The sequence below is a fragment of the Natronomonas halophila genome (genome assembly GCF_013391085.1).
Taxonomy (GTDB): domain Archaea; phylum Halobacteriota; class Halobacteria; order Halobacteriales; family Haloarculaceae; genus Natronomonas; species Natronomonas halophila.
Genome location: NZ_CP058334.1, coordinates 1 through 19,471, shown reverse-complemented (window position 1 = coordinate 19,471; position 19,471 = coordinate 1). Strand labels below are relative to the sequence as shown.

General features: G+C 62.7%; 19 protein-coding genes. 5 read left to right on the top strand and 14 right to left on the bottom strand.

All coding sequences use genetic code 11. The features are described 5' to 3' along the window. Positions 1-287: 287 nt before the first annotated feature. The 5 genes from HWV23_RS00095 to HWV23_RS00075 all read right to left on the bottom strand — a co-directional run bounded on the left by HWV23_RS00095 (position 288) and on the right by HWV23_RS00075 (position 4,298). On the bottom strand, positions 288-608 hold the full coding sequence (locus HWV23_RS00095; RefSeq protein ID WP_178288306.1) for an AzlD family protein: 321 nt from the start codon (positions 606-608) through the stop codon (positions 288-290). After that, positions 598-1,356, bottom strand: coding sequence for an AzlC family ABC transporter permease (locus HWV23_RS00090; RefSeq protein ID WP_178288304.1), 759 nt, complete (start codon positions 1,354-1,356; stop codon positions 598-600). The genes HWV23_RS00095 and HWV23_RS00090 overlap by 11 nt, the downstream gene beginning before the upstream one ends. A 69-nt stretch (positions 1,357-1,425) precedes the next feature. Further along, positions 1,426-2,403, bottom strand: coding sequence for a glutathione S-transferase family protein (locus tag HWV23_RS00085; protein ID WP_178288302.1), 978 nt, complete (start codon positions 2,401-2,403; stop codon positions 1,426-1,428). Continuing rightward, positions 2,403-3,197 (bottom strand): DsbA family oxidoreductase, encoded by a 795-nt coding sequence (locus HWV23_RS00080; RefSeq protein WP_246282754.1) that lies wholly within the window; start codon positions 3,195-3,197, stop codon positions 2,403-2,405. The genes HWV23_RS00085 and HWV23_RS00080 overlap by 1 nt, the downstream gene beginning before the upstream one ends. 210 nt (positions 3,198-3,407) lie before the next feature. Beyond that, entirely contained in the window at positions 3,408-4,298 is an 891-nt protein-coding gene (locus HWV23_RS00075; RefSeq protein ID WP_178288298.1) for a helix-turn-helix transcriptional regulator, read from the bottom strand. 140 nt (positions 4,299-4,438) lie between these two features. Here HWV23_RS00075 and HWV23_RS00070 point away from each other — a divergent pair, with 140 nt between their 5' ends. Continuing rightward, on the top strand, positions 4,439-5,857 hold the full coding sequence (locus HWV23_RS00070; protein ID WP_178288296.1) for an MATE family efflux transporter: 1,419 nt from the start codon (positions 4,439-4,441) through the stop codon (positions 5,855-5,857). Positions 5,858-5,925: 68 nt separating this feature from the next. On the opposite strand, the gene HWV23_RS00065 is transcribed toward HWV23_RS00070, so the two are convergent. Both HWV23_RS00065 and HWV23_RS00060 read right to left on the bottom strand, forming a co-directional pair. Next, on the bottom strand, positions 5,926-6,108 hold the full coding sequence (locus HWV23_RS00065) for a hypothetical protein (RefSeq protein WP_178288295.1): 183 nt from the start codon (positions 6,106-6,108) through the stop codon (positions 5,926-5,928). Positions 6,109-6,349: 241 nt separating this feature from the next. Beyond that, positions 6,350-7,330, bottom strand: coding sequence for a hypothetical protein (locus HWV23_RS00060; RefSeq protein ID WP_178288293.1), 981 nt, complete (start codon positions 7,328-7,330; stop codon positions 6,350-6,352). Between the two features lie 277 nt (positions 7,331-7,607). Between HWV23_RS00060 and HWV23_RS00055 the strand changes: the two genes are divergently transcribed. Beyond that, positions 7,608-8,384, top strand: coding sequence for a hypothetical protein (locus tag HWV23_RS00055; RefSeq protein WP_178288291.1), 777 nt, complete (start codon positions 7,608-7,610; stop codon positions 8,382-8,384). A gap of 158 nt (positions 8,385-8,542) precedes the next feature. On the opposite strand, the gene HWV23_RS00050 is transcribed toward HWV23_RS00055, so the two are convergent. Both HWV23_RS00050 and HWV23_RS00045 read right to left on the bottom strand, forming a co-directional pair. Further along, complete coding sequence (locus HWV23_RS00050; RefSeq protein WP_178288289.1) at positions 8,543-9,787, bottom strand: inorganic phosphate transporter; 1,245 nt, start codon at positions 9,785-9,787, stop codon at positions 8,543-8,545. Positions 9,788-9,887: 100 nt separating this feature from the next. Further along, positions 9,888-10,805 (bottom strand): HhH-GPD family protein, encoded by a 918-nt coding sequence (locus tag HWV23_RS00045; RefSeq protein ID WP_178288287.1) that lies wholly within the window; start codon positions 10,803-10,805, stop codon positions 9,888-9,890. An 87-nt stretch (positions 10,806-10,892) separates the two neighbouring features. On the opposite strand from HWV23_RS00045, the gene HWV23_RS00040 reads away from it, so the two are divergent. Further along, positions 10,893-11,234: a ribbon-helix-helix protein gene (locus tag HWV23_RS00040; RefSeq protein WP_178288285.1), complete on the top strand. Its 342-nt coding sequence runs from the start codon at positions 10,893-10,895 to the stop codon at positions 11,232-11,234. Positions 11,235-11,482: 248 nt separating this feature from the next. Here the strand turns inward: HWV23_RS00040 and HWV23_RS00035 are convergent, their stop codons facing one another. Both HWV23_RS00035 and HWV23_RS00030 read right to left on the bottom strand, forming a co-directional pair. Beyond that, positions 11,483-12,292 carry an SDR family oxidoreductase gene (locus HWV23_RS00035; RefSeq protein ID WP_178288283.1) on the bottom strand — a complete coding sequence of 270 codons (810 nt, stop codon included), beginning with the start codon at positions 12,290-12,292 and terminating at the stop codon, positions 11,483-11,485. A 68-nt stretch (positions 12,293-12,360) separates the two neighbouring features. Next, entirely contained in the window at positions 12,361-13,866 is a 1,506-nt protein-coding gene (locus HWV23_RS00030; RefSeq protein WP_178288281.1) for a class I adenylate-forming enzyme family protein, read from the bottom strand. 106 nt (positions 13,867-13,972) lie between these two features. Here HWV23_RS00030 and HWV23_RS00025 point away from each other — a divergent pair, with 106 nt between their 5' ends. Beyond that, positions 13,973-15,109 (top strand): acyl-CoA dehydrogenase family protein, encoded by a 1,137-nt coding sequence (locus HWV23_RS00025; protein ID WP_178288279.1) that lies wholly within the window; start codon positions 13,973-13,975, stop codon positions 15,107-15,109. Here HWV23_RS00025 and HWV23_RS00020 read toward each other — a convergent pair. After that, positions 15,104-16,003, bottom strand: a complete 900-nt coding sequence (locus HWV23_RS00020) for an MBL fold metallo-hydrolase (RefSeq protein WP_178288277.1) — start codon at positions 16,001-16,003, stop codon at positions 15,104-15,106. The genes HWV23_RS00025 and HWV23_RS00020 overlap by 6 nt on opposite strands. An 85-nt stretch (positions 16,004-16,088) precedes the next feature. On the opposite strand from HWV23_RS00020, the gene HWV23_RS00015 reads away from it, so the two are divergent. Then, the gene (locus HWV23_RS00015; protein ID WP_178288276.1) at positions 16,089-17,591 is read left to right on the top strand and encodes a class I adenylate-forming enzyme family protein; all 1,503 of its coding nucleotides are present in this window, start codon (positions 16,089-16,091) and stop codon (positions 17,589-17,591) included. A 117-nt stretch (positions 17,592-17,708) separates the two neighbouring features. On the opposite strand, the gene HWV23_RS00010 is transcribed toward HWV23_RS00015, so the two are convergent. Continuing rightward, complete coding sequence (locus HWV23_RS00010) at positions 17,709-18,440, bottom strand: isopentenyl phosphate kinase (protein ID WP_178288274.1); 732 nt, start codon at positions 18,438-18,440, stop codon at positions 17,709-17,711. Next, on the bottom strand, positions 18,437-19,429 hold the full coding sequence (mvk, locus tag HWV23_RS00005; protein WP_178288272.1) for a mevalonate kinase: 993 nt from the start codon (positions 19,427-19,429) through the stop codon (positions 18,437-18,439). The genes HWV23_RS00010 and mvk overlap by 4 nt, the downstream gene beginning before the upstream one ends. Positions 19,430-19,471: the final 42 nt, after the last annotated feature.

Sequence of the window (19,471 nt, the reverse complement as noted above, 5' to 3'; positions counted from 1 at the left end):
GTTCGTCCGTTCTCTTCCACCCGTCGCGTGTCGAATGTCGTTCGCTGACATCGTTGCAAGCGGAGAGACGGACGTTCGATAAATATATTTCAGGCAAGTTATACTATACCAGGTTCACCCTGCTATACTGGAGAGAAACGAGGAGCACACAACGAACCACGAGCAGGTTTTGCGGGTTTTATCGGTGAATATCAGGAATAGATGCTAGGTGCGTATCCCTATTCGAAGGGGGAAAATTTATCTGTCAGTACTTATATAAATGATTGGCAGTGGTGTCGAGGTGGCGGCTAGACGATTCCGGTTCGTCCCCACCGGACGATTAACAGCGTTCCAACACCGGCAGCCATTGCGAGCAAGACGTTCTCGGTTCGGTAAGCGACGAGGACGACGGCGATTCCGGCCGTCCACTCGGTCGGTCCGCCATCCAGCAAACGAACGGTGAGGATGGCGACGATGATACCCCCCGGAAGGACGTCGAGCGCCTCTCGAACCGACTCCGACGGGTCGATTCGGTCTAGGGCCCAGAATCCGCCGGCTTTGGTCGCGTACGTGACGATACTCATCCCGAACACGACTGCCAGCGCAGTCAGCGACACCTCATCGAACATTACGCGTCACCTCCGTCAGACTCGCGGCGAGCCCGCCAGCCAATATATACCACCGGCCGGGGAGCACGGTTTCGACGGCCACGGCGACGACGGCAGCCGCGACCCACGGAGCCAGGGATGTTCGTCCGTCCCAAAAACCGACGAGGAGGGCGAGAAAGATGGCTGTCAGGACGAAATCCAGCCCGTAGGTTTCCGGGTTGCCGATGCGACCACCAGCGACTGCACCGATAGCGGTGGCGACGACCCAGAAGACCCAGATTGCCAACCCACTACCCAGAAGGAACGCCCCGCGTCCGTTGCCAGCGCGGAGGTCCTGGATGGTGAGCGCCCAGTTTTCGTCGGCCATGAAAAAGAGGCTCGTATACGCTTGACGCGACGGGAGTCGGGTAAACCACGGGCGCAACGACGCACCCATCAGTAGATACCGGAGGTTCACCACCAGCGTCGTTCCGACGACGGCGACGGCGGGAATCGGCCAGTCCCACAGTCCGACGGCGATGAGTTGTGCCGCCCCCGCCAACACGGTCGCGCTCATCGCGACGGCAGTCATGACACTCAACCCGGCTTCACGTGCGAGAACGCCGAAAACGAGGCCGTACCCGCCGACGCCAAGCGCGACGGGGGCGCACGTGACGAACCCGGACCGGATACCGTCACGGGAGAATTCGAGTGCTTCGCTCTCCGTCTCGGTCGATGCCTCTCCGCTGCCCGACGACCTACCGAGTGGTTCCGCGTCTGTCTGAGTCATTCCCCGTTTTCTCCTATCGTTCTTCGTCCCGTGTCCACGACCGCTGTAGCCCTGAATCAGATGTGTCGGTCATCGTTCCACCTCGCCGAGACTGCTGTCCTCGTCGGACAGGTCGCTCCGACCATGAGGTACTGTCCAGTCGAGTTCGGGTCCGACCGGCACGAATCCGGTTGGGTTGATGTCGTCGTGGCTCCAGTAGTAGTGGGCCTTGACGTGGTCCATATTGCAGGTTGCACTGACGCCCGGTGTCTGGTAGATATCCCTGGCGTAGTCCCAGAGATGGTCGAAGTCGACCAGACGGCGGACGTTGCATTTGAAGTGCGTGTGATAGACGGCGTCGAACCGATACAGCGTCGGAAAGAGGAACACGTCCGCGAGGGTAAGACGGTCGCCAACGACGTAGCGACGAGTGGCGAGCGTCTCGTCCCAGCGTGCCAGAGCATCGAAGAGTTCCCTAACGGCCGTCTCGTATTCGGCCTGCGATTCGGCGAACCCAGCCCGATAGACGCCGGTATTAATCGAGGTATGGATGTCCTCGATGGCGTCGTCGATACGCCCCCGAATCGACTCCGGATAGAGGTTCAACGGGGTCGACGCGAGGTGGCCGAACTCGGTGGCGAGCATCCGAGCGATTTCCGCAGACTCCTCGTGGACGATGATGTCCGTTTGCCGGTCGTAGAGGACCGGGACCGTCACACGGCCCGTATACTCCGGGTCAGCCTCCTGAAAGACCTCGTAGAGGGTGTCGTGGCCGTGAACCGAATCCGGCGTACAGTTCGCCTTCTCGGGAGCGAACTCCCACCCCTGGTCGTGGCGGACGGGGGCAACGATATCGACCGAGATAGCGTCTTCGAGGCCGAGGAGCCGTCGGGTGAGCGCTACCCTGTGAGCCCACGGGCAGGCCCGCGAGATGTAGAGGTGGTAGCGGCCCACCTCTGCTGGGAACTCGGCACCTCGGAAATCCTTGATTCGGTCGTCGAAGGTGTCATGGTCGTACTGGTCGCGGGTGGCATCCGGTTCCCACTCGCCATCGTGGAGGAGCCCCATCAGTCGTCACCTCCCTGCTTCGAGTGCCAGAAGAAGCCATTGCCCCGCCGTTCGCGGTGTACCGTCCTGTCATCGACGAGGGATTCCAGCACTTGTCGCGCCTTTCCATCATCGAGTTCGTACACCTCGGCGACTTCCCGGGTCGCCACGGGGCCGTATTCGGCGATAAACCGTTGCATCGGTGGCGGAGATGCCGGTTCGACGGTGGGGTCAACGGTCGTTAGTGCGGTCATCAGTTCCTCGAACGACTTGAATCCAGACAGCCACTGTTCACCGGATGGCCCGTCGATGTGATACGTCGGAAACGCCCGAACGCCCGCTTCGCGGGCCCGAGAGAGGTCCGCCTCGAACGCCGCCGCTGCGGACCCGTCATCCAGGGCCGTCGTGAACTCGTCGACGTCGAGGCCGACTGATTCCGCGAGGTTCACCTGCTCCTCCCTGTCGTTGACGTTACGGACTTGCGTCGTGTACGCCTCGCGAAGCCGACGCAGATACCGATGGCCGAGTTCGGGCCCTTGCTGGCGTGCGGCGGTGAACGCCTTGCTTGCGGGATACGTCGACTGAGCCGGGTCTACCTCGAAGATTCGCGTATCGACGGGCATCCCGTGGTGTTCGGACGCCTCAATCCAGTGCGGAGCGACGTCGCCAGGTTCCGAGATGTCGTTGGCGGCGTCGTAGAACTCGTCGAAATCTTCCACCAGCCCACCCATGACGTATCTGATCCGTATTTGGTCGCCGAGGATGGCTCTAAGGCGTCGGATGATGGGTTCTGACCCCCAACACCACGTGCACATCGGGTCGGTAAACTGGGTCAGCGTTGGTCGCTCGCTCGCTGTGTCTGTCGACGACATATAGCCGGCTACAATCCGTCGGGGAATATATTTCAGGCAGAGTACAATAAACCAGGTATAGTACGGGAAACCAGGCCGCTTCCGTCGGATGCCGAGATGGCTACACACGTCCAAGAGACGACAAATCGAGCACTTCGTCGGGGTCGATAGGGCTTAGTCGAGAACGGTGAGAGTGTCGTCGACGACGAGTTCGAGTTCGGCACCGTCCTGTTCGATGTGAAGTGCGATTTCCCACGGGTCCGTCGAGCGAACGTCCACGAACCGGTCCGTCATCGCGAACTCCAATTCCCAGATTGGTGTCGTCGTGATATCGCGACCTTGCGCCTGGAAAAACGCGATTAACTCGGGATTGTAGAGCAGTGAGAGGCCAACCGACATGTACTGCTGTGCACCGCAATGGTCACACGACCGGTGAACGAACACGTCGAGCTGTTCGGACCCAGACACGCCCAGTTCTTCTCCGGGAAGAACTCGTGTCCGGAGGTCGTTGGCACAAATCGAGCAAACGCCCTTTGAAAACGCGAGAATCCGGTGTCGAGCGTACTGATTCATCCGGTTCAACAGGGCCTCGTGATTCCCCTCGACGATACTCGGCGGGGCCGTCGTATCGGAATACTCCCGGCCACAACCCGAACAGAGGACGGTGAACCGCCGGTCGGCATAGCGGGCTTCTATCGGTGCGTCACAGTAGTAGCAGTCGACACCCACCTGAAACCGTTCGAGGGACGCCGTTTCGGTATAGGTGCCGGCCAGAATCGTCCGGTACAGCGCTACTGCTTCGTGTCGTAACCGGTATCCGTTTTCGGTTTTGTCGATGAACGGCCCGACGAGTTTCTGGAGATGATAATTGAATTGGCTCGTGGCGATATCGACGTCGGCCTTCGAATACAGGTCCGAGAACGCTAACGTCGGTCGCGGTCCTTCCGTGCCCTGCTCTTCGCCGAGCGTTCGGATAATCTCCGCGCGATACTCGTTTCCGAGTATCGCAAAGGCGTCCTCCGACGTGAGCCGGTCTTCTGACGTACCCCCATCCGTGAGGAACATATGCTACACACGCGGTGGGTTGGGGGTTATCTCTTCGGGTCGATGTCTATCGATACGTTCGGTTCGTACATCATGTCAAATATCTTACGGGACTTGGATTTAGCGGCCATATTAGTGCCTCTATCCCCTGTTTTGCCCCTATGTTCGAACTGTCGAACGAGGAGATTACGTCCGCACCAATCCACCGCGTTCTGACGCTGTTATCGATTCCGTTGCTGGCCCAGAACGTCGTGGAAGTCGCATCGCTCGTGATCGACCTGTTCTGGATCGGTCGGCTGGGCGGCGACGCGGTCGCTGCCGTCGGTCTCGCCGCACCCCTGTTCAGTCTCCTGCTCATCCTCGTAATCGGCGTCCCCTACATCGGGACGATGATTCTGGTCTCCCAGCGTGTGGGGGCCGACGAGCAAGAGGCGGCACGAGAGGCGACGTTCAACGGCGTCGTTCTGGGAGCGATTCTGAGTATCGTCATCGGTGGCGGTGCCGTAGTAGTCGCACCGACGCTCGTCGAACTCCTGACCGTGATTCGCCCCGAACCAACCCCGGCACACGTCGTCGAACTCACGGTCGACTACTTCCGAATTCTCGCGCTTGGTCTCGTGTTCGCGGCGACCAGCGACGTAATCGAGGCCGCCTTCGTTGCGAGGGGCGACTCGCGGGCCGCTCTGTCCATCAGCGTTGCCACCGTCGGTACGATTCTCATCGCCGACCCCGTGCTGATATTCGGTCTGGAGCCGATTCCCGCGTTAGGCGTCGCCGGGGCAGCACTCGCCTCGGTACTGGGTTTCGCTGCCGGCCTCGTACTCGCTGTCGCGTTCGTCTTGCGGGGTCGCTGCGGTGGTGTCATGTCCCGGGCGGCCACCCGTGTCAGCCTCGACGAGTTTCGAGCGCTTGTCGACCGGGGGCTCGCGCCGTCGGCCCAACAGGCGAACCGCCGCGTGGCGGACCTCGTAATCGTCGTAATCGTATTCCTTGCCGGTGGGCCGGCAGCCCTGGCTGCGTACGCGGTCGGTACTCGCGTCTTCTCCGCCGCGTCGATTCCCGCCCAGGGGTTTCAGTCGGCGACCCAGAGCGTCGTCGGACAGAACCTCGGCGCTGGAAAGCCCGAGCGTGCTGCCCGCACAGCACGGGTCGGCGTAGTCATCCTCGGTGGGGTTCTCGCATTGCTCGCCATCATCCAATGGGCGATGGCAAGCAGTATCACGAACATCCTCGCCCCGCAACTCAGTGGCGAGTCGTTCGCTCTGGCGGTCGAATTCCTGCGGCTCTTGGCGGTCAGCTATCCGGCCTACGGTGCGATGTACATACTGCAAGGTGGATTCAACGGCGCCAGTCGGGGAGCGGTTAGTTTCCGCTCGTCTCTACTCCAGTATTGGGGCCTCCAGATTCCACTGGCCGGACTCGCTGCGACCCTCCTCGGGATGGGTGTGGTTCCAGTGTTCGGAGCAATCGCAGTTTCCCACGTCTTGACCGCAATCGTTCTCGCGGCGTACTACTACACGCAACGTGACGGGATGTTCCGCAAAGCGGCTGACAGCGTTGCTGAAGCTTCTGCCGATTAAGCATGTCGAGCGAATTTACTCGTCGGACCCCGGGCGACGACCGTCGAGATGAGTATCGATATAAACGCCTACTGTCTGTAGCGCTGAATCAGCAGCCAGCCGACCGAGAGGAATCCTATCAGGAGAAAGGCGACGGTGAAGAACGTTGCCTGGTCGTCGAGCAGGTTGGCCAGCCCAAAGGCCTCCATTCGGCTGAGGTACCCGACACCGACGAACACCCCGAAAACGACCGCGGCTGCTCCGATTCGCATGGCCAACTCTCGAAGCAAATTCTTCAGAGTCAGGTCGCGACCCATACCGTATCGCGACAGCAAGCACGGAAATGGTTGACGAACGCCTTCCGCTTCGGGTTCGTTACACCGTGATTGGCGATCACCCGAGCCAAGCCGACCCCAATAACACGCGTCGAACGCAGGGATGGAACCGGTTCGTGACCTCATCGTGGTCTGTCCCCCGACCGGCCCACCGGTCAAACTACGCTGTGAGTGGCTGTTAGAGCAGTTGGCCGAGATAGATGTCGATGAGAGTGAAGAATATCGGGAGGAAAAGCGAGGAGACCAGTCGGATGATGATACCCACCGAAAGCGGATAGAGGCTCACGCTATCGTACTCGTTGAACTCGTCACGGAGCCGCTGGATTTCGAGCCGCGTGGCCACCTCGTCGATAGTTCCCGTGTCCCCGTCGGCCTCTTCGAGATTGGCAGCTTGCGTCTGGAGTTGTCTGATTTTCTCCCGGCGTTTTTCGAGTTCCCGCTCTTGGATTTCCCCCGCACGCCGATTCACGTATACGGTAGGATAGACGAACGACACCGCAATCACGACGATGTAGACACCCACCGCGAGGTAGACGACGGCACGATAGCCGCCCTCGGTGCCCAGCAGGAACGCCAGCGGGAGGGCCAGCGAGCCGAGCGAAATCAGCATCGTCGTCCAGATCGCGAGGTGGCCGATCATGCTCAGCCCCCCGAGACCGTCCGGGTGCAGCGGATCGATCTGCAGGTCTAACTCCCCGACGGCTCTGATCGCCCGGACGGCGGTGACGGCACCGTGTAATCCAATACCCGTAATGAGGCCCCACCACGCCGCAAACAGCAGGTAGACCCAGAACGCGGGGTCACCGGCGCCCGTGATGCCGACCGTCTCGAAGAAGCCGAGATTCAGGACGGTCAGGCCGACGATTAGCGCGATCCACGGGACGACGAAATACCACGAGCGCGTGCTGAAGATGGCCTTGTACTTGTCGCCGACGCGCTGTACGGCCGTCGGATTCGCTGCCAGGTCGGCGCTCTGGTCGACGAACGTCGGGAAGACACGCGCATCCCAGTACCATATCGCGGCAGGGCCGATAACGGGCACGCCCATCGCCAACAGGTGCGCGATGAGGAAGTCGTTCGTTATCTGGCCGTCCGCCAACACGAAAAACAGCGCCGTCAAGACGACCGGCACCATCCCCAGCGTGACCGTCCCGCTCACGAGCGGTCCCACGCCCAGTCGGGCTTGAACGTTGTCAACGAACCGAGTCACCCATATCCGCGAGTCCATCCCACCCTGTTGTACCATCGTGTGGCTATCCGGACAGAGCCGTTTTCAAAGTATGGCACTCGGTGTTGCTATTCAATACCCGGCGTGGGAGACTCGAAAGTCCTCCGCGACACACCGCTCCCTTCGGTCGCGTCTCGCGTGTCCTCTCTCAGTTCGTAACCGGTGGGGTTCCCAAAAGCACTTGCACTAAAAAGCGGACGTTTCGCCTATGGATCGCCGCCGAGTAGCCCTCCTGCTCGTCGTCGCTGGGGTGGTTTGCCTCCCAGCGCCGCAGTACCTCGGTTGGGCAGCAACGGCCACGGCCCCGCCCGCACAGACCTCACAGATATACGCCGCCGAACCGATCGATCTCGGCAACGTATCCGACCAGAAACGGGTCGTCGACAGGTACGGCGACGACGTCACACTCGCGGACTACCAACTCACGACGCGGTACGACGACGAGACGTACCGATCACCGAACGCCACGCGCCGCGCCCTGCAGTCGGCGATGGCGAACGGTTCGGCGACAGTAACGGACGAAAGTGTTCGGGCGGACCTGCGAGATATCGCCGCCGACTACGAGTTCGCCCGTGATAGCGAGGCCGGGACGACCGGGTACTACCGAATCACCGTCGAGGCGAACGGCTCGACGGTTCGCGCCGAATCGGTCGCGCTCAGCGCAGTCGCCAACGCCACCGCCGACCAGGCGCCCCGCTACGAGAACCTCTCACCGGGCCAACAGCGGACTGTCGACAACGTGTTGGCCAACTCCACCTCGGACGATTCCGGGTATCGGCCGCGGGTCAACGACCCCTACGTCGACCAGTTTCCGACCGCGGTCTGGAAGGGAGAGACGCTGTACAGCATTTATACGTACGGCCACGTCGACGACTTCGGGCCGGGATTCGCCGGGTTCGTCGTCGGCCTCGGCGTCGCGGCGCTCGGCGTCGTGTTCGTGCTGGCAGGCGGCGGTCTGTACGCCTCCGACCGTTGGCTCGCGTGATGAACCGGTCCGAACCGCAGTGGTGTTGTTGATCGGTCCTCGATACTCGGCGCGGCACCATCAGGTGGACCGACACTGAACACGAACTGCTAGACGACGCGGTTTCGCGACTGATTATTCCGGCCGTGTGAGCGCAGTAGAGATCGGATGACCGCGATTCACAGCAGCAACACGAAGACGGGATACGAGGCGACAATCGCCAGCGACGGCGTCAACACCCACATCGTTACGATACGCTTGGCCGCCCTCGGATCGAAGAGACTTCGCTCGTCGAGATCCGCCGGCCCCTCCGCGCCGACGTCCGGAACGTCCGGAATTTCCTCCGGCTTTTCGGCCGGTTTCTCCTGTCGCGCGATATCCCCGATGGTCGGGCCAGCAGGCGCCTCCTCGACGCGTGAAGTGACCAATGCGCCCGTCGCGACGTCTAAATCCGGACGACTGGGGGCTGGCTTCGCTAACTCCGCCAGTGTCGCTGCCCGACTCGCCCGCCCCCATCCGAGCCCGATAATCGTCGACGTCGTACTTACCGCGAGACTCGCGGGAATGCCGAAATAGGAGAGAATCGTGATAACTGTCCCACCGACGATGGAGACGATGAGTGACGCGAGAATCGGCAACTCAGTAATATCGTCTCCAACCGTCTCCAGCGTGCGACGGGCGATCGTGAAACTACCTAACGCGAACGCCGCCACCGCGAGCAGGACGCCCTGATTGACGGTGAGCGAGCCCCCTGAACCGACGAGCGGGGCTACGGCGTTCGCCGCGTTCGAGGCCCCTGCAGAGAACGCCATATAGCAGGCGATGAGAACCACCGAGAACGACCCGACGACGTCCTGTGGTGTCGCGTTCGGATTCACGTACGGACGTGGAATCGTCCCCGAACGGTCAAGCTGGATGAAGTGGAGGTCGAACCTCGTGAACGCGATGTAGCGGTCGAGATACGGGTAGATGTAGCGCCCGACCACGATACCGATGAGGAAGCTCAACAGCGGTGCGACGATCCACGCCGAGACGATTACGAACATCAGCGCCTGATTGAGGGTACCGGACGCGAGGCCCAATCCCACGATGGCACCGACAGCCGTCATCGAGGTCGAGGCCGGAACGCCGTAGAGGTTCGATATCAACAGCGACGCGCCGGTGAAAAACAGGACCGCGACGCTCGCGATGGGCGTGAACTGGGCTGCCGGCACGATGCTGCTGCTCATCGTCGCGATGACGTTCCGGCCGACAGTCCACGCACCGACGAAGGCGAACCCGACGAACAGGGCCGCAGCGGTCGGCTTCCGAACGAGCCGTGAGCCGACTGCCGGGCCGAACGCCACGCCTGTCGATGAGCCTCCGATGTTGAACCCGACGAATGCAGCGACAGCGATACCGACGACAGTTAGCAGCATCACCATCGGTTCGTACCTGCATCAACATTACCTGACTCCTATTTATAATTCCTGCAGCCAGCACCGAGTTGATTCGACTCGGATTACACTACAGAACACATACGGACTAGTTCTGTAGGCGCGCAACCGTTTCGTCACCATGTTCTCTCAGTTCGACCAGGCCGTCCTCAGCAAGGTCAGAGAGGAGTTCATGGAGCCACTCACGGCCGTATTCACCGCCGGGAGAGTAATCCACTCGAATACGGGGCCCTAATTTGTCGAGGGGCAGTTCATCGAACTCCCGAAGCGTCGAAATCACCCGACCGCGCATCTGCCGTCGACTGCCTTCGAACTCTGGTTGTGTTGGTACGTCGGGCGCCGTGAAGTCATTGGTCTCGTAGGCGTGACACCACTCTCGCCATGGACACCCGGCTTCGTCGCATTTCGGCTTCTTCTCGCAGGCGACGCCACCTAGCTCCATTATTGCGTTGTTCCAGACTCGGGACTCTCCGTCAGGCATGAGTTCGGAGGCAACTGCCTCGAACGCCGGGTCCGAGTCGGGAACATCGAACGCCCGATAGAGGACGCGCTTGACGTTCGTATCCACGACGGCATCACCGTTATTGAACGCGAAGGAAGCGACGGCGTTGGCGGTGTAGGGGCCGACGCCCATCAATTCCTGTAGACCTTCGGGCGTCTCCGGAAACTCGCCGCCGTGTTCGGAAACGACTTCGTTAGCCGCTTCGTGGAGATATTTCGCGCGGTTGTTGTAGCCCAGCGAGTGATCCGTCCAGAAGCCGACCACGTCGGCCCGGTTGGCCGCCGCCAAATCCTCCACCGTGGGCCATTCTGCCAGAAACTCCTCCCACGCCGAAACCACACGGTCCAGTTGAGTCTGCTGGCTCATCACCTCCGAGACCAGAATCTCGTAGGCGTCGTCGGTCTGCCGCCACGGGTACTCGCGGTGGTCGGCCTCGTACCACTCGATGAGCGCCTCCCGGACCGCATCGGTGTCCTCCGGGAGGTACTCGGCGGCGTCGGTCATCGACTGCCCGTTTCGACGGACGGCGCTTGGGCCTGACGGTTCGGCCCGAGCGAAACGGACTTCCACCGTCCAGTTCCAACTACGGATATGGGACTCGACGACCTTTCGGCGGATATCAAGGAGACGTATTCGGACCTCGGCGAGGAACTCACGGTCGACCTCGACACCGAGACGCGCAACGAACTGGCGATGCTCATCAACGCCTACGACCCCGACGAGACGGACGAACTCCTCCGACGTGCCGTCCACATGCTCTTTCAGTCCGCCGTCGAGACCGGCAATCTCGATTTCCACCTCCGGAGCGGCTACGACGTCACCTACGACGAGTACCTCTCGGGGATGACCTTCGACGAGATGACCGGCGCCGCTGGCGGCGTCTCCGACCAGTACCCGCCGCAGGACGACAACGCACGTCGCTATCAATTCTAACGAACTTTTTGCACGGGTCGGAGAAGCCGATCCGGCAAAAACTTCGATGAAAAAGACACGGCGGGCCTCCCTCGCCTCACGGCTCACTTCGTTCGCCGTTCGGCATACCGAGACTCCTCCTTCGGTCGGAGTCTCGCAACCGGTCGGCCCTTGGTCCCGCGCCTCCCTTCGGTCGGCGCGGAGACCGCTCGGCGCGCTTCGCGCGCCTCACGGATGCATAAGCCCGCTTCACATCCCTCCCAAGCGATTCAGTACGGTGACGGCAGCAGTAGATGCCCGCCGTCGACCGGATAGTAACTCCCGGTCACGTACGCCGACGCGTCGGAGGCGAGGAAAACCGCGAGTGGAACACAATCCCGTGGCTGGCCGAATCGGTCCGCGGGGACGTGGTCCAGAATCTGCTCGGGGAGCGCACCACCGGCCGCCTCGGTGACGCCGGGCGTCTCGATGATACCCGGCGCGATGGTGTTCGCGCGGACGTTGTATTTCGCCCATTCGCTTGCGACCGTCTGCATCAGGTTGTGGATGCCGGCCTTGCCGGCCCCCGAGTGGCCGTGGAACGGCGCTCCGTGGACGGAATTGGTCGCACCCATCGAGATGATGGAGCCACCGCCGTTGTCTATCATGTGGTCGCCGACGCTCATCGTACAGTAGGCGGTGCCGTCGAGAATCGTGCCGACGACCGCGCGCCAACCGTTCGCCGAGAGGTCCTCCAGCGGCGTCAGGAAGTTCGCCCCGGCGTTGTTGACCAGAATCGAGATGTCGCCCAGTTCGTCGAGGACGGTATTCCGCATCTCGTCGACTTTCTCCTTGTCGCGGACGTCGACAGTGGTCGCACAGGCGTTCTGGCCCTTCTCCTCGATTTTCTCGGCGACCGGTTCGAGATGCTCCATGCTTCGGGACGCAACGGCCACGTCGGCGCCGTGGTCGGCGAAGGCCAGCGCCATCTCCTCGCCGATTCCCGTTCCGCCGCCCGTAATCAGGGCGGTCTCGCCCTCCAGCAGGTCGTCGGCGTAGATGTCGGTGCTATCCGGCGTCTGGGGCCAATCGTTCGGCATGAGAACAACCCCCTCGGGGAACCGGTATTAATCCGTCGTCTCTCACTACCGGGGGATTGAAGACGGAATCAGAACTCCTCGCGGAGCGACACCTTGTCGATCTTCCGCGTGGACGTCTTCGGCAACTCCTCGGCGAACTCGATGCGACGCGGCACCTTGTAGTCGGTGAGGCGGCCGCGGCAATGCTCCTCGACATCGGCTTCCGAGAGGTCGCCGTCGGCGACGACGACGGCCGTGACAGTCTCCCCCAGTCGCTCGTGTGGGGTTCCGATGACCGCAACCTCGACGACGCCGTCGAGTTCGTAGAGTACGTCCTCGATTTCGCGCGGATAGACGTTCTCCCCGCCGGTGATTATCATGTCGTCGATGCGGTCCTCGACGAAGAGGTGGCCGTCCTCGTCCATGCGTGCGATGTCGCCCGACCGGAGCCAGCGTTTGCCCTCACGCTGGACGAACGCCTCCTCGTTCTTCTCTGGCATCCGGAAGTAACCGGGCGTCACGGTGTCGCCGTGCCACAGCAGCTCGCCCTTCTCGTTGGTTCCGACCTCCTCGCCCGTTTCCGGGTTCTCGATGCGAACGTCGACGACCTCGGTCGCCGGCGGGCCGATGCTTCCCGCTTTCCGAACCTCCTGGTCGGGGCGATTGATGGCCGCAAGCGGCGTCGTTTCAGTCATGCCGTACCCCTCCAGCAGCGTGACACCGAACGTCTCCTCGACGGTTTCGATGCGCTCTTTCGGCATCGGCGACCCGCCGACGCCGAGCAACTCCAGCGACGAGAGGTCGTACGATGCGACGTCGCGTTCCAGCATGTCGATAACCATCGTCGGGATGAAGAAGGCGTAGGTCACGTCGTTGGCGGCCATCGTCTGGAGGGCAGTGTCGGGGTCCCATTCCGGGAGGAAGTGGTTCTCCGCGCCGACGGTCAAAAGCGGCGTCGTCGAGACGTTGAGACCGGAGACGTGGAACAGCGGACACACCGTCAGCGCCGTCGTATCCGTCGACCACCCCATCGCCTCCACGAGGCCGCTGGCGTTGGTCCCGAGGTTCCGGTGGGTGTGTTTGACGCCCTTCGGTCGACCGGTCGTCCCGCTGGTGTACATCAATTCCGCGAGTTCGTCCTCCTTGCGGGGATAGGGGTCGTAATCGGTGTCCGCCGCGCCGACGAGTTGGCGGTAACTGTGCCCGCGCTCGCCGTCGGCGACGATGAGGTGGTCCAGCGACGGGACGTCGAGTCCGGCCAGTACGTCCTCGAACTGCCCGTGTGTGACCGCCGCGACGGCGCCGGAATCCTCCAGCACGTATTCGATTTCCTGTCCCTGAAACCGCATGTTGATGGGGAAGGGAATCGCGCCGCGTTTCATGGCCCCGAGATACGCCGTCATGAAGCCGATACTGTTGGGGAGATACAGCGCGACCCGGTCGCCGGCCTCGACGTCCAGCGATTCGAGCGCGTTCGCGAAGGCGTTCGACTCGCCGGCCAACTCCGCGTAGGTGACCTCCCGCGTGTGGTCGGTCATCGCGAGACGGTCCGGAGTGCTCCGAGCGATCTTGTCGACATGGGTGGCGAAATTCATGCGGCATGGTAGTACTGCCCAAAGATGATTAGTGTTACGCCGGCAAGCCTGCGGCAATATTTACTACCACCGGCACGACTAAACTTTAAAATGTGTTTGTAGTTTCATGGTAAATTTCGGGTTCTCCGAAGAGGAACGTGCCATCCGACAGACCGCCCGCGAGTTCGCCGAAAACGAAATCGCGCCGGTCGCCAGACACCACGAGGAAACCGGCGAGTGGCCCGAGGAAGTCTGGGAGGAAGCCGTCGATGCCGGCCTCGTCGGCGGAACGTTACCCGAGGAATACGGCGGTGCCGGCCTCTCACAGGTGGAGACGTGCCTGTTCATGGAGGAGATTTGCCGCGTCGACGCGGGGATGCTCGCGGCCATCGGCACCGAGTTCGGCACTCGGATGATTCGCGAGTACGGCACCGACGAACAGAAAGAGTGGATTCTCCGCGGGGTCGCCGAGGGCGAACTCATCGGCGCGCTCGGTAACACCGAACCCAACCACGGTTCCAACGCCGCCGGCATCGAGACGACCGCTGAGAAGGACGGCGACGAGTACGTCATCAACGGCGTCAAGACCTTCATCACCCACGGCACCATCGCCGATTACGTTCTCACGATGTGCCGGACCGGCGACGAGGGCCACAGCGGCATCTCCGCCATCATCGTCGAGACCGACCGCGACGGCTTCGAGGTCGAAAGCGAGATTCACAAACTCGGCTGGAACGCTTCGGAGACGGCCCAGATTCGCTACGACGACGTGCGCGTTCCCGAGGAGAACCTCGTCGGCTACGAGGACGCCGGTTTCTACCAACTGATGGAGTTCTTCGAGGAAGAACGGGTCGGCATCGCCGCCCAAGCCCTCGGCATCGCACAGGGGTGTCTGGAGGAGACGGTCGACTACGTCACACAGCGCGAACAGTTCGACCGCGAACTCCGGAAATTCCAGGCCGTCCAGCACAAGGTCGCGGATATGGGTCTGAAAGTCGAACTCGCGCGTCGCCTCGTCTACGACGCGGCCCAGCGCGTCGACGACGGCGAAAAACCGACCAAACTCGCCTCCATGGCGAAACTCTACGCCAGCGAAATCGCCGAAGAGGTCGCCAGCGACGCCATCCAACTCCACGGCGGCAACGGCTACACGACCGACTACCCCGTCGAACGCCACTACCGACACACGAAAATCTACCAAATCGGCGAAGGCGCCAGCGAGATTCAGCGGAACATCATCGCGAAGGAACTACTCGACCTATAGCTCCGCGCGAATCCCGTCGTCGGTCACCGCAAGGTCGATTTTTCCCCGTTCTTCGAGGTGCCGCAAATACTCGTAAACCACGAGCGTGAGAAACGGCGTCCGCTGGCCGTCGACACCCAATTCCTCGATGACGAACTCCCGTGCGAACCGCGGCTCCGGTCCCTCGAGGAACCGCAACAGGCGAGCTTCAGTCCGCTCAGCGTCAGTCAACGATGCTTCGATGCGCGACTCAGGGTCGGTCATCTCCGGGCCGTGCATCGGGACGAGGGCCTCCGGGTCGAGGTCCCGAATTCGCCGGAGCGATTCCTTGTAGGCGCCGACGTCTCCCAGCAACGGCCCGTACTGGAACCGACCGTCCGAATCGACGAGGTCGCCCGAAAACAGGGTGCCGCTGGGCTCGTGCCAGAAGGCTAGATGCGGGTCTGCGTGGCCCGGCGTCGTGACGGCTTCGAGTTCGTAGCCGCCGAGTTCGACGGTCTCCTCATCACCGAGTTCCCGAGCGATATCGATGCGTTCCTCGTTGTACGACTGTACCGGGAAGTAGGCGTCCCACATACTCGCGTCGACCGGAAAACCCGCGAGTAATCGGGTCATCTCCTCGCGAGCCTGTCGGAGGTAATCGGTGTAGTCGTAGAGGATTTCGCGTTCACCCGCCGGAACGATGTGCGGGAGGTCCGCCAGCGCGTCGATGGTCTGTGAGCCGCCGACGTGGTCGATATGCGGATGGGTGTGCAGCACCCGGTCTATATCCGCAAGTCGCCCATCAAGTGCCTCTCGAACCTCATCTCGACAGACCGGTGCGACGTGGCCCGTATCGACGAGCGTGTCACCGATACGAAGGGCGTTGACGCCGCCGTACAGCGGCTGGGTGAACTCGTGTCGCTCGTACTCCATCACCCGGTAGTCGTCGTCGGACCACAAAAAGCGTCCCCTGCCAACAGGAACCACACTTATACCGGATGGTACCCAGCGTGTGAGCATGAACCTCTACGAGCGCTTCGCACAGCAGGCCAGAGCGCGCCCGGAGCGGCCGGCAGTCGTCGACCCCGACGGGGAGGACATCACCTACCGGGCGTTACAGGAACAGGCCGCCGCCGTCGCCGCGTTCCTCGATGAGCGAACCGAACCCGGCGACAGGGTCGCGGCGCTGATGCTCGACAACCCCACTGTTCTCGCGGTTGCTCTCGGCGCGTGGCGCGCCGGCTGTGCCTTCACGCCGGTCAACTACCGCTTCGGGCCCGACGAGGTAGCCCACGTGCTTGCCGACGTCGACCCCGCGGTCGTCATCCACGACGCGGTGTTCGCGAGCACTGCAACTGATGCCGCCGAACGGGCTGGATACGGTGACGTACTCGTCGCCGGCCATACCGATGGGTTCGATGCCGACGTATTCGGCAGCCCCGACGCCGCGCCGGAGCCAGCGACACGACTGGACGGCGAACCGGCCATCGTCATGCACACGTCGGGCACGACGGGCGACCCGAAAGGCGTCGTCCAGACCCACCGAAACGTCGGCGCACAGGTCGACGCCGGTATCGCCACCTACGACGTGACGGCCGGCGATACCGCCGTCGTTTCGGTCCCGCTGTTCCACGTCGGGGGCTTCCACGGCGCGACGCTGATGGGACTGTTTACCGGCGGCTCGGTCGTCATCCATCCCGCCTGGGGCGCCGCGGAGTGGGCACAACTGGTCGAGGCCACCGATGCGACGATTACGGGGCTCGTCCCTGCGATGATGGTGGACGCGCTGGATAGCGACGCCGCTCGCGAGCACGATACCTCGTCGCTTCGGATGTGCTTCTACGGCGGCAGTCCGGCGACCGAATCGACGCTCGATGCGTTCGAGGACGCCTTCGCCGTCGACGAACTACTGAACTACTACGGCCAGACCGAGGCCGCGGGGCTGACGGTCGCCGGAACGCCGGAGACGCCACGGGACGAGGGCGCCCTCGGCAAGCCGGTCCCGAGCATCGAGGCGCGTGTCGTGGACCCCGATACCGGCGAGGATGTCCCCGACGGTGAGGACGGGGAGCTGTGGCTCCGCGGCGACAGTGTCATGCCCCGCTACTGGGAGGCACCGGAGCTAACCGACCGCGCGTTCGACGGCGAGTGGTTCCGGACTGGCGATGTGGTCCATCGAGCGGACGGCATCCTCTATTTCGTCGACCGACTCGACGATATCGTCCTCTCCGGGGGCGAAAAGGTCGCTCCCTCCCGCGTCGAGAGCGTCCTCGCGGAGATGGACGGCGTCGATGCGGTTGCGGTCTTCGGGACGCCGCACGAACGTCTGGGCGAGGCCGTTACCGCAGCTATCGTCGGGGACGAGTCGGTGTCGGCCGACTACGTCGAAACCTTCTGTGCGAACCACGACGGTCTCGCCGGCTACGAGAAGCCCCGCCGAATCCACTTCGTGGATTCCTTCCCGCGAACGGGTAGCCAGAAAATCGACAAGACGGCGTTAGCCGAGCAGGTCGGCGAGTAGGCAAGCAGGCGACAGACACTCCGCGGCCTCCGACGCGTCCTGTCGCACACCCGCTGTGCGCGCCGGAGTGGCTCAGTCGAGCACGGGGCGTCTGCCCGCGCCCTGGTATAAAAAGACTCAGTCGATTCGCGTACCGGGGTGTTCACCGGCGATGAACTCGTCGAGGCCGTCGATATCGAACACGTAGGCGGGCGCAGCGAGACCGAGGAGTTCTCGGACTTTGGCGGCCATCCCGCCAGTCACGTCGGTCGCGTCGCTACCACCGAGCGCATCGGCGACGTCACCGAAGGCGTCGATGCGGTCGATGACGTTCTCGTCGGCATCGTAGACGCCAGGCACCGCCGAGCAGACGCCGACACGGTCCGCATCGAGCGCATCGGCCAGTGCGACGACGAGTTCGTCGCCCGAGAGAATGGTCGCGCCAGCGGTTTCGTGAACGACGACATCGCCGTGAAGAACGGGGGTGAATCCCTCGTCGAGCATCGTCGCCAGTTGGTCGGTAGGTAGGGAAAGGTCACCTGCCGAATTACGGCTGGCTGCCGAAAAAGGATGGACAGGAACAGCCGAAACGCCGGCCACCGCGAGCGCGTCCACGACCGCTTCGTTCAGGTCCTTCATCGCGCCGTGAATCGCCCGGACGGCTTCGGTGTCGTGGGTCCCATCCGTCGTCGAGACGCCGTGTTCGGCGGCGTGGTGGTGGCCGAAACTCCCGCCGCCGTGGATGACGACCAACTCCTCGTCGGATTTTGCAAGAGCATCGGCCGCACGGCGCAGGTTCTCGCGGTCGACCGTCTCCGGTTCGTCCTTCTCGGTAACGACGCTACCGCCGAGTTTCAGCACCGTCGTCATTCGGATTCCACCCGGACACCGTCCGTGTCGAGTTCCGCGCGGAACGCGTCTTCACACCCGGGCGTGTATTCGAGCGCCGTTCTGGTCTGTTCGGTGCGGTCCAGCGCGACGATACACCCGCCGCCGCCGGCCCCGGTGAGTTTCGCGCCGAGGGCACCGGCTTCCCGGGCCGTCCAGACCATCGAATCCAACTTCCGTCCGGAGACGCCGAGAGCCGAAAGCAGGCCGTGGTTGAAATTCATTAGTCGACCCAACTCTTCGAGGTCGTCCTCACGAAGCACGCCCTCACCGTTGCGGACGACATCACCGATAGCTTCGACCGTGTCCTCGGCGAACCCGTAGGTTTCCTTCAACTCCCGGACGCCAGCGACGAGTTCGCCGGTATCCCCGGAGCCGCCATCGTAGCCGACGACGAACGGCAGATTCGAGACCCCCTCGATAACGCGACAGTCGTCGCCTTGGACGCGAACGACGCCCCCCATCGCCGAGCAGAAGGTGTCGGCGCGGGATGCCTGCCCGTCCTGCACCTCGTGTTCGACCTGATAGGCTCGGTCGGCGATTTCTATCGGGTCGAGTTCGACACCGAGTTCGCGGGTCGCGGCGTCGATGCCGGCAACGACGACGGCTGCCGACGACCCGAGGCCGGCACCCAGTGGAATGTCGCTTTCGACGGTGATGTTGAATCCTGCGTTAGGCGCGTCAGCGGCGTCCCGCGCCTGTTCGAGGGCGTTATCGATATAGCCCATCGCGGCCTCGACCAGCGGCGTCGGGACGTTGACGTCCGGGCGGCCGCCGTCCTCGCCGCCCCACATGACGGTGAAGCCGTCCAGCGTGAGTTCGTCGGCGTCGACGCGGACACGGTCATCGTCGCGTTCCTCGACCGTAACGCGTGCCCGCCGCTCGATAGCGCAGGGGACGGCCGGCTCGCCGTACACGACCGCGTGCTCGCCGAAGAGGTAGACCTTCCCGGGAGCGCTCGAAGTGGTCATACCTCGTCGTTGCCCGGCGTCGGCAAAAGCGTAACCGAACAC

What these genes read in the sequence shown, in the direction of transcription:
- HWV23_RS00095 (WP_178288306.1), bottom strand. Translation starts at nt 608, where the DNA reads ATGTTCGATGAGGTGTCGCTGACTGCGCTGGCAGTCGTGTTCGGGATG.
- HWV23_RS00090 (WP_178288304.1), bottom strand. Translation starts at nt 1,356, where the DNA reads ATGACTCAGACAGACGCGGAACCACTCGGTAGGTCGTCGGGCAGCGGA.
- HWV23_RS00085 (WP_178288302.1), bottom strand. Translation starts at nt 2,403, where the DNA reads ATGGGGCTCCTCCACGATGGCGAGTGGGAACCGGATGCCACCCGCGAC.
- HWV23_RS00080 (WP_246282754.1), bottom strand. Translation starts at nt 3,197, where the DNA reads ATGTGCACGTGGTGTTGGGGGTCAGAACCCATCATCCGACGCCTTAGA.
- HWV23_RS00075 (WP_178288298.1), bottom strand. Translation starts at nt 4,298, where the DNA reads ATGTTCCTCACGGATGGGGGTACGTCAGAAGACCGGCTCACGTCGGAG.
- HWV23_RS00070 (WP_178288296.1), top strand. Translation starts at nt 4,439, where the DNA reads ATGTTCGAACTGTCGAACGAGGAGATTACGTCCGCACCAATCCACCGC.
- HWV23_RS00065 (WP_178288295.1), bottom strand. Translation starts at nt 6,108, where the DNA reads ATGCGAATCGGAGCAGCCGCGGTCGTTTTCGGGGTGTTCGTCGGTGTC.
- HWV23_RS00055 (WP_178288291.1), top strand. Translation starts at nt 7,608, where the DNA reads ATGGATCGCCGCCGAGTAGCCCTCCTGCTCGTCGTCGCTGGGGTGGTT.
- HWV23_RS00050 (WP_178288289.1), bottom strand. Translation starts at nt 9,787, where the DNA reads ATGGTGATGCTGCTAACTGTCGTCGGTATCGCTGTCGCTGCATTCGTC.
- HWV23_RS00045 (WP_178288287.1), bottom strand. Translation starts at nt 10,805, where the DNA reads ATGACCGACGCCGCCGAGTACCTCCCGGAGGACACCGATGCGGTCCGG.
- HWV23_RS00040 (WP_178288285.1), top strand. Translation starts at nt 10,893, where the DNA reads ATGGGACTCGACGACCTTTCGGCGGATATCAAGGAGACGTATTCGGAC.
- HWV23_RS00035 (WP_178288283.1), bottom strand. Translation starts at nt 12,292, where the DNA reads ATGCCGAACGATTGGCCCCAGACGCCGGATAGCACCGACATCTACGCC.
- HWV23_RS00030 (WP_178288281.1), bottom strand. Translation starts at nt 13,866, where the DNA reads ATGAATTTCGCCACCCATGTCGACAAGATCGCTCGGAGCACTCCGGAC.
- HWV23_RS00025 (WP_178288279.1), top strand. Translation starts at nt 13,973, where the DNA reads ATGGTAAATTTCGGGTTCTCCGAAGAGGAACGTGCCATCCGACAGACC.
- HWV23_RS00020 (WP_178288277.1), bottom strand. Translation starts at nt 16,003, where the DNA reads ATGGAGTACGAGCGACACGAGTTCACCCAGCCGCTGTACGGCGGCGTC.
- HWV23_RS00015 (WP_178288276.1), top strand. Translation starts at nt 16,089, where the DNA reads ATGAACCTCTACGAGCGCTTCGCACAGCAGGCCAGAGCGCGCCCGGAG.
- HWV23_RS00010 (WP_178288274.1), bottom strand. Translation starts at nt 18,440, where the DNA reads ATGACGACGGTGCTGAAACTCGGCGGTAGCGTCGTTACCGAGAAGGAC.
- mvk (WP_178288272.1), bottom strand. Translation starts at nt 19,429, where the DNA reads ATGACCACTTCGAGCGCTCCCGGGAAGGTCTACCTCTTCGGCGAGCAC.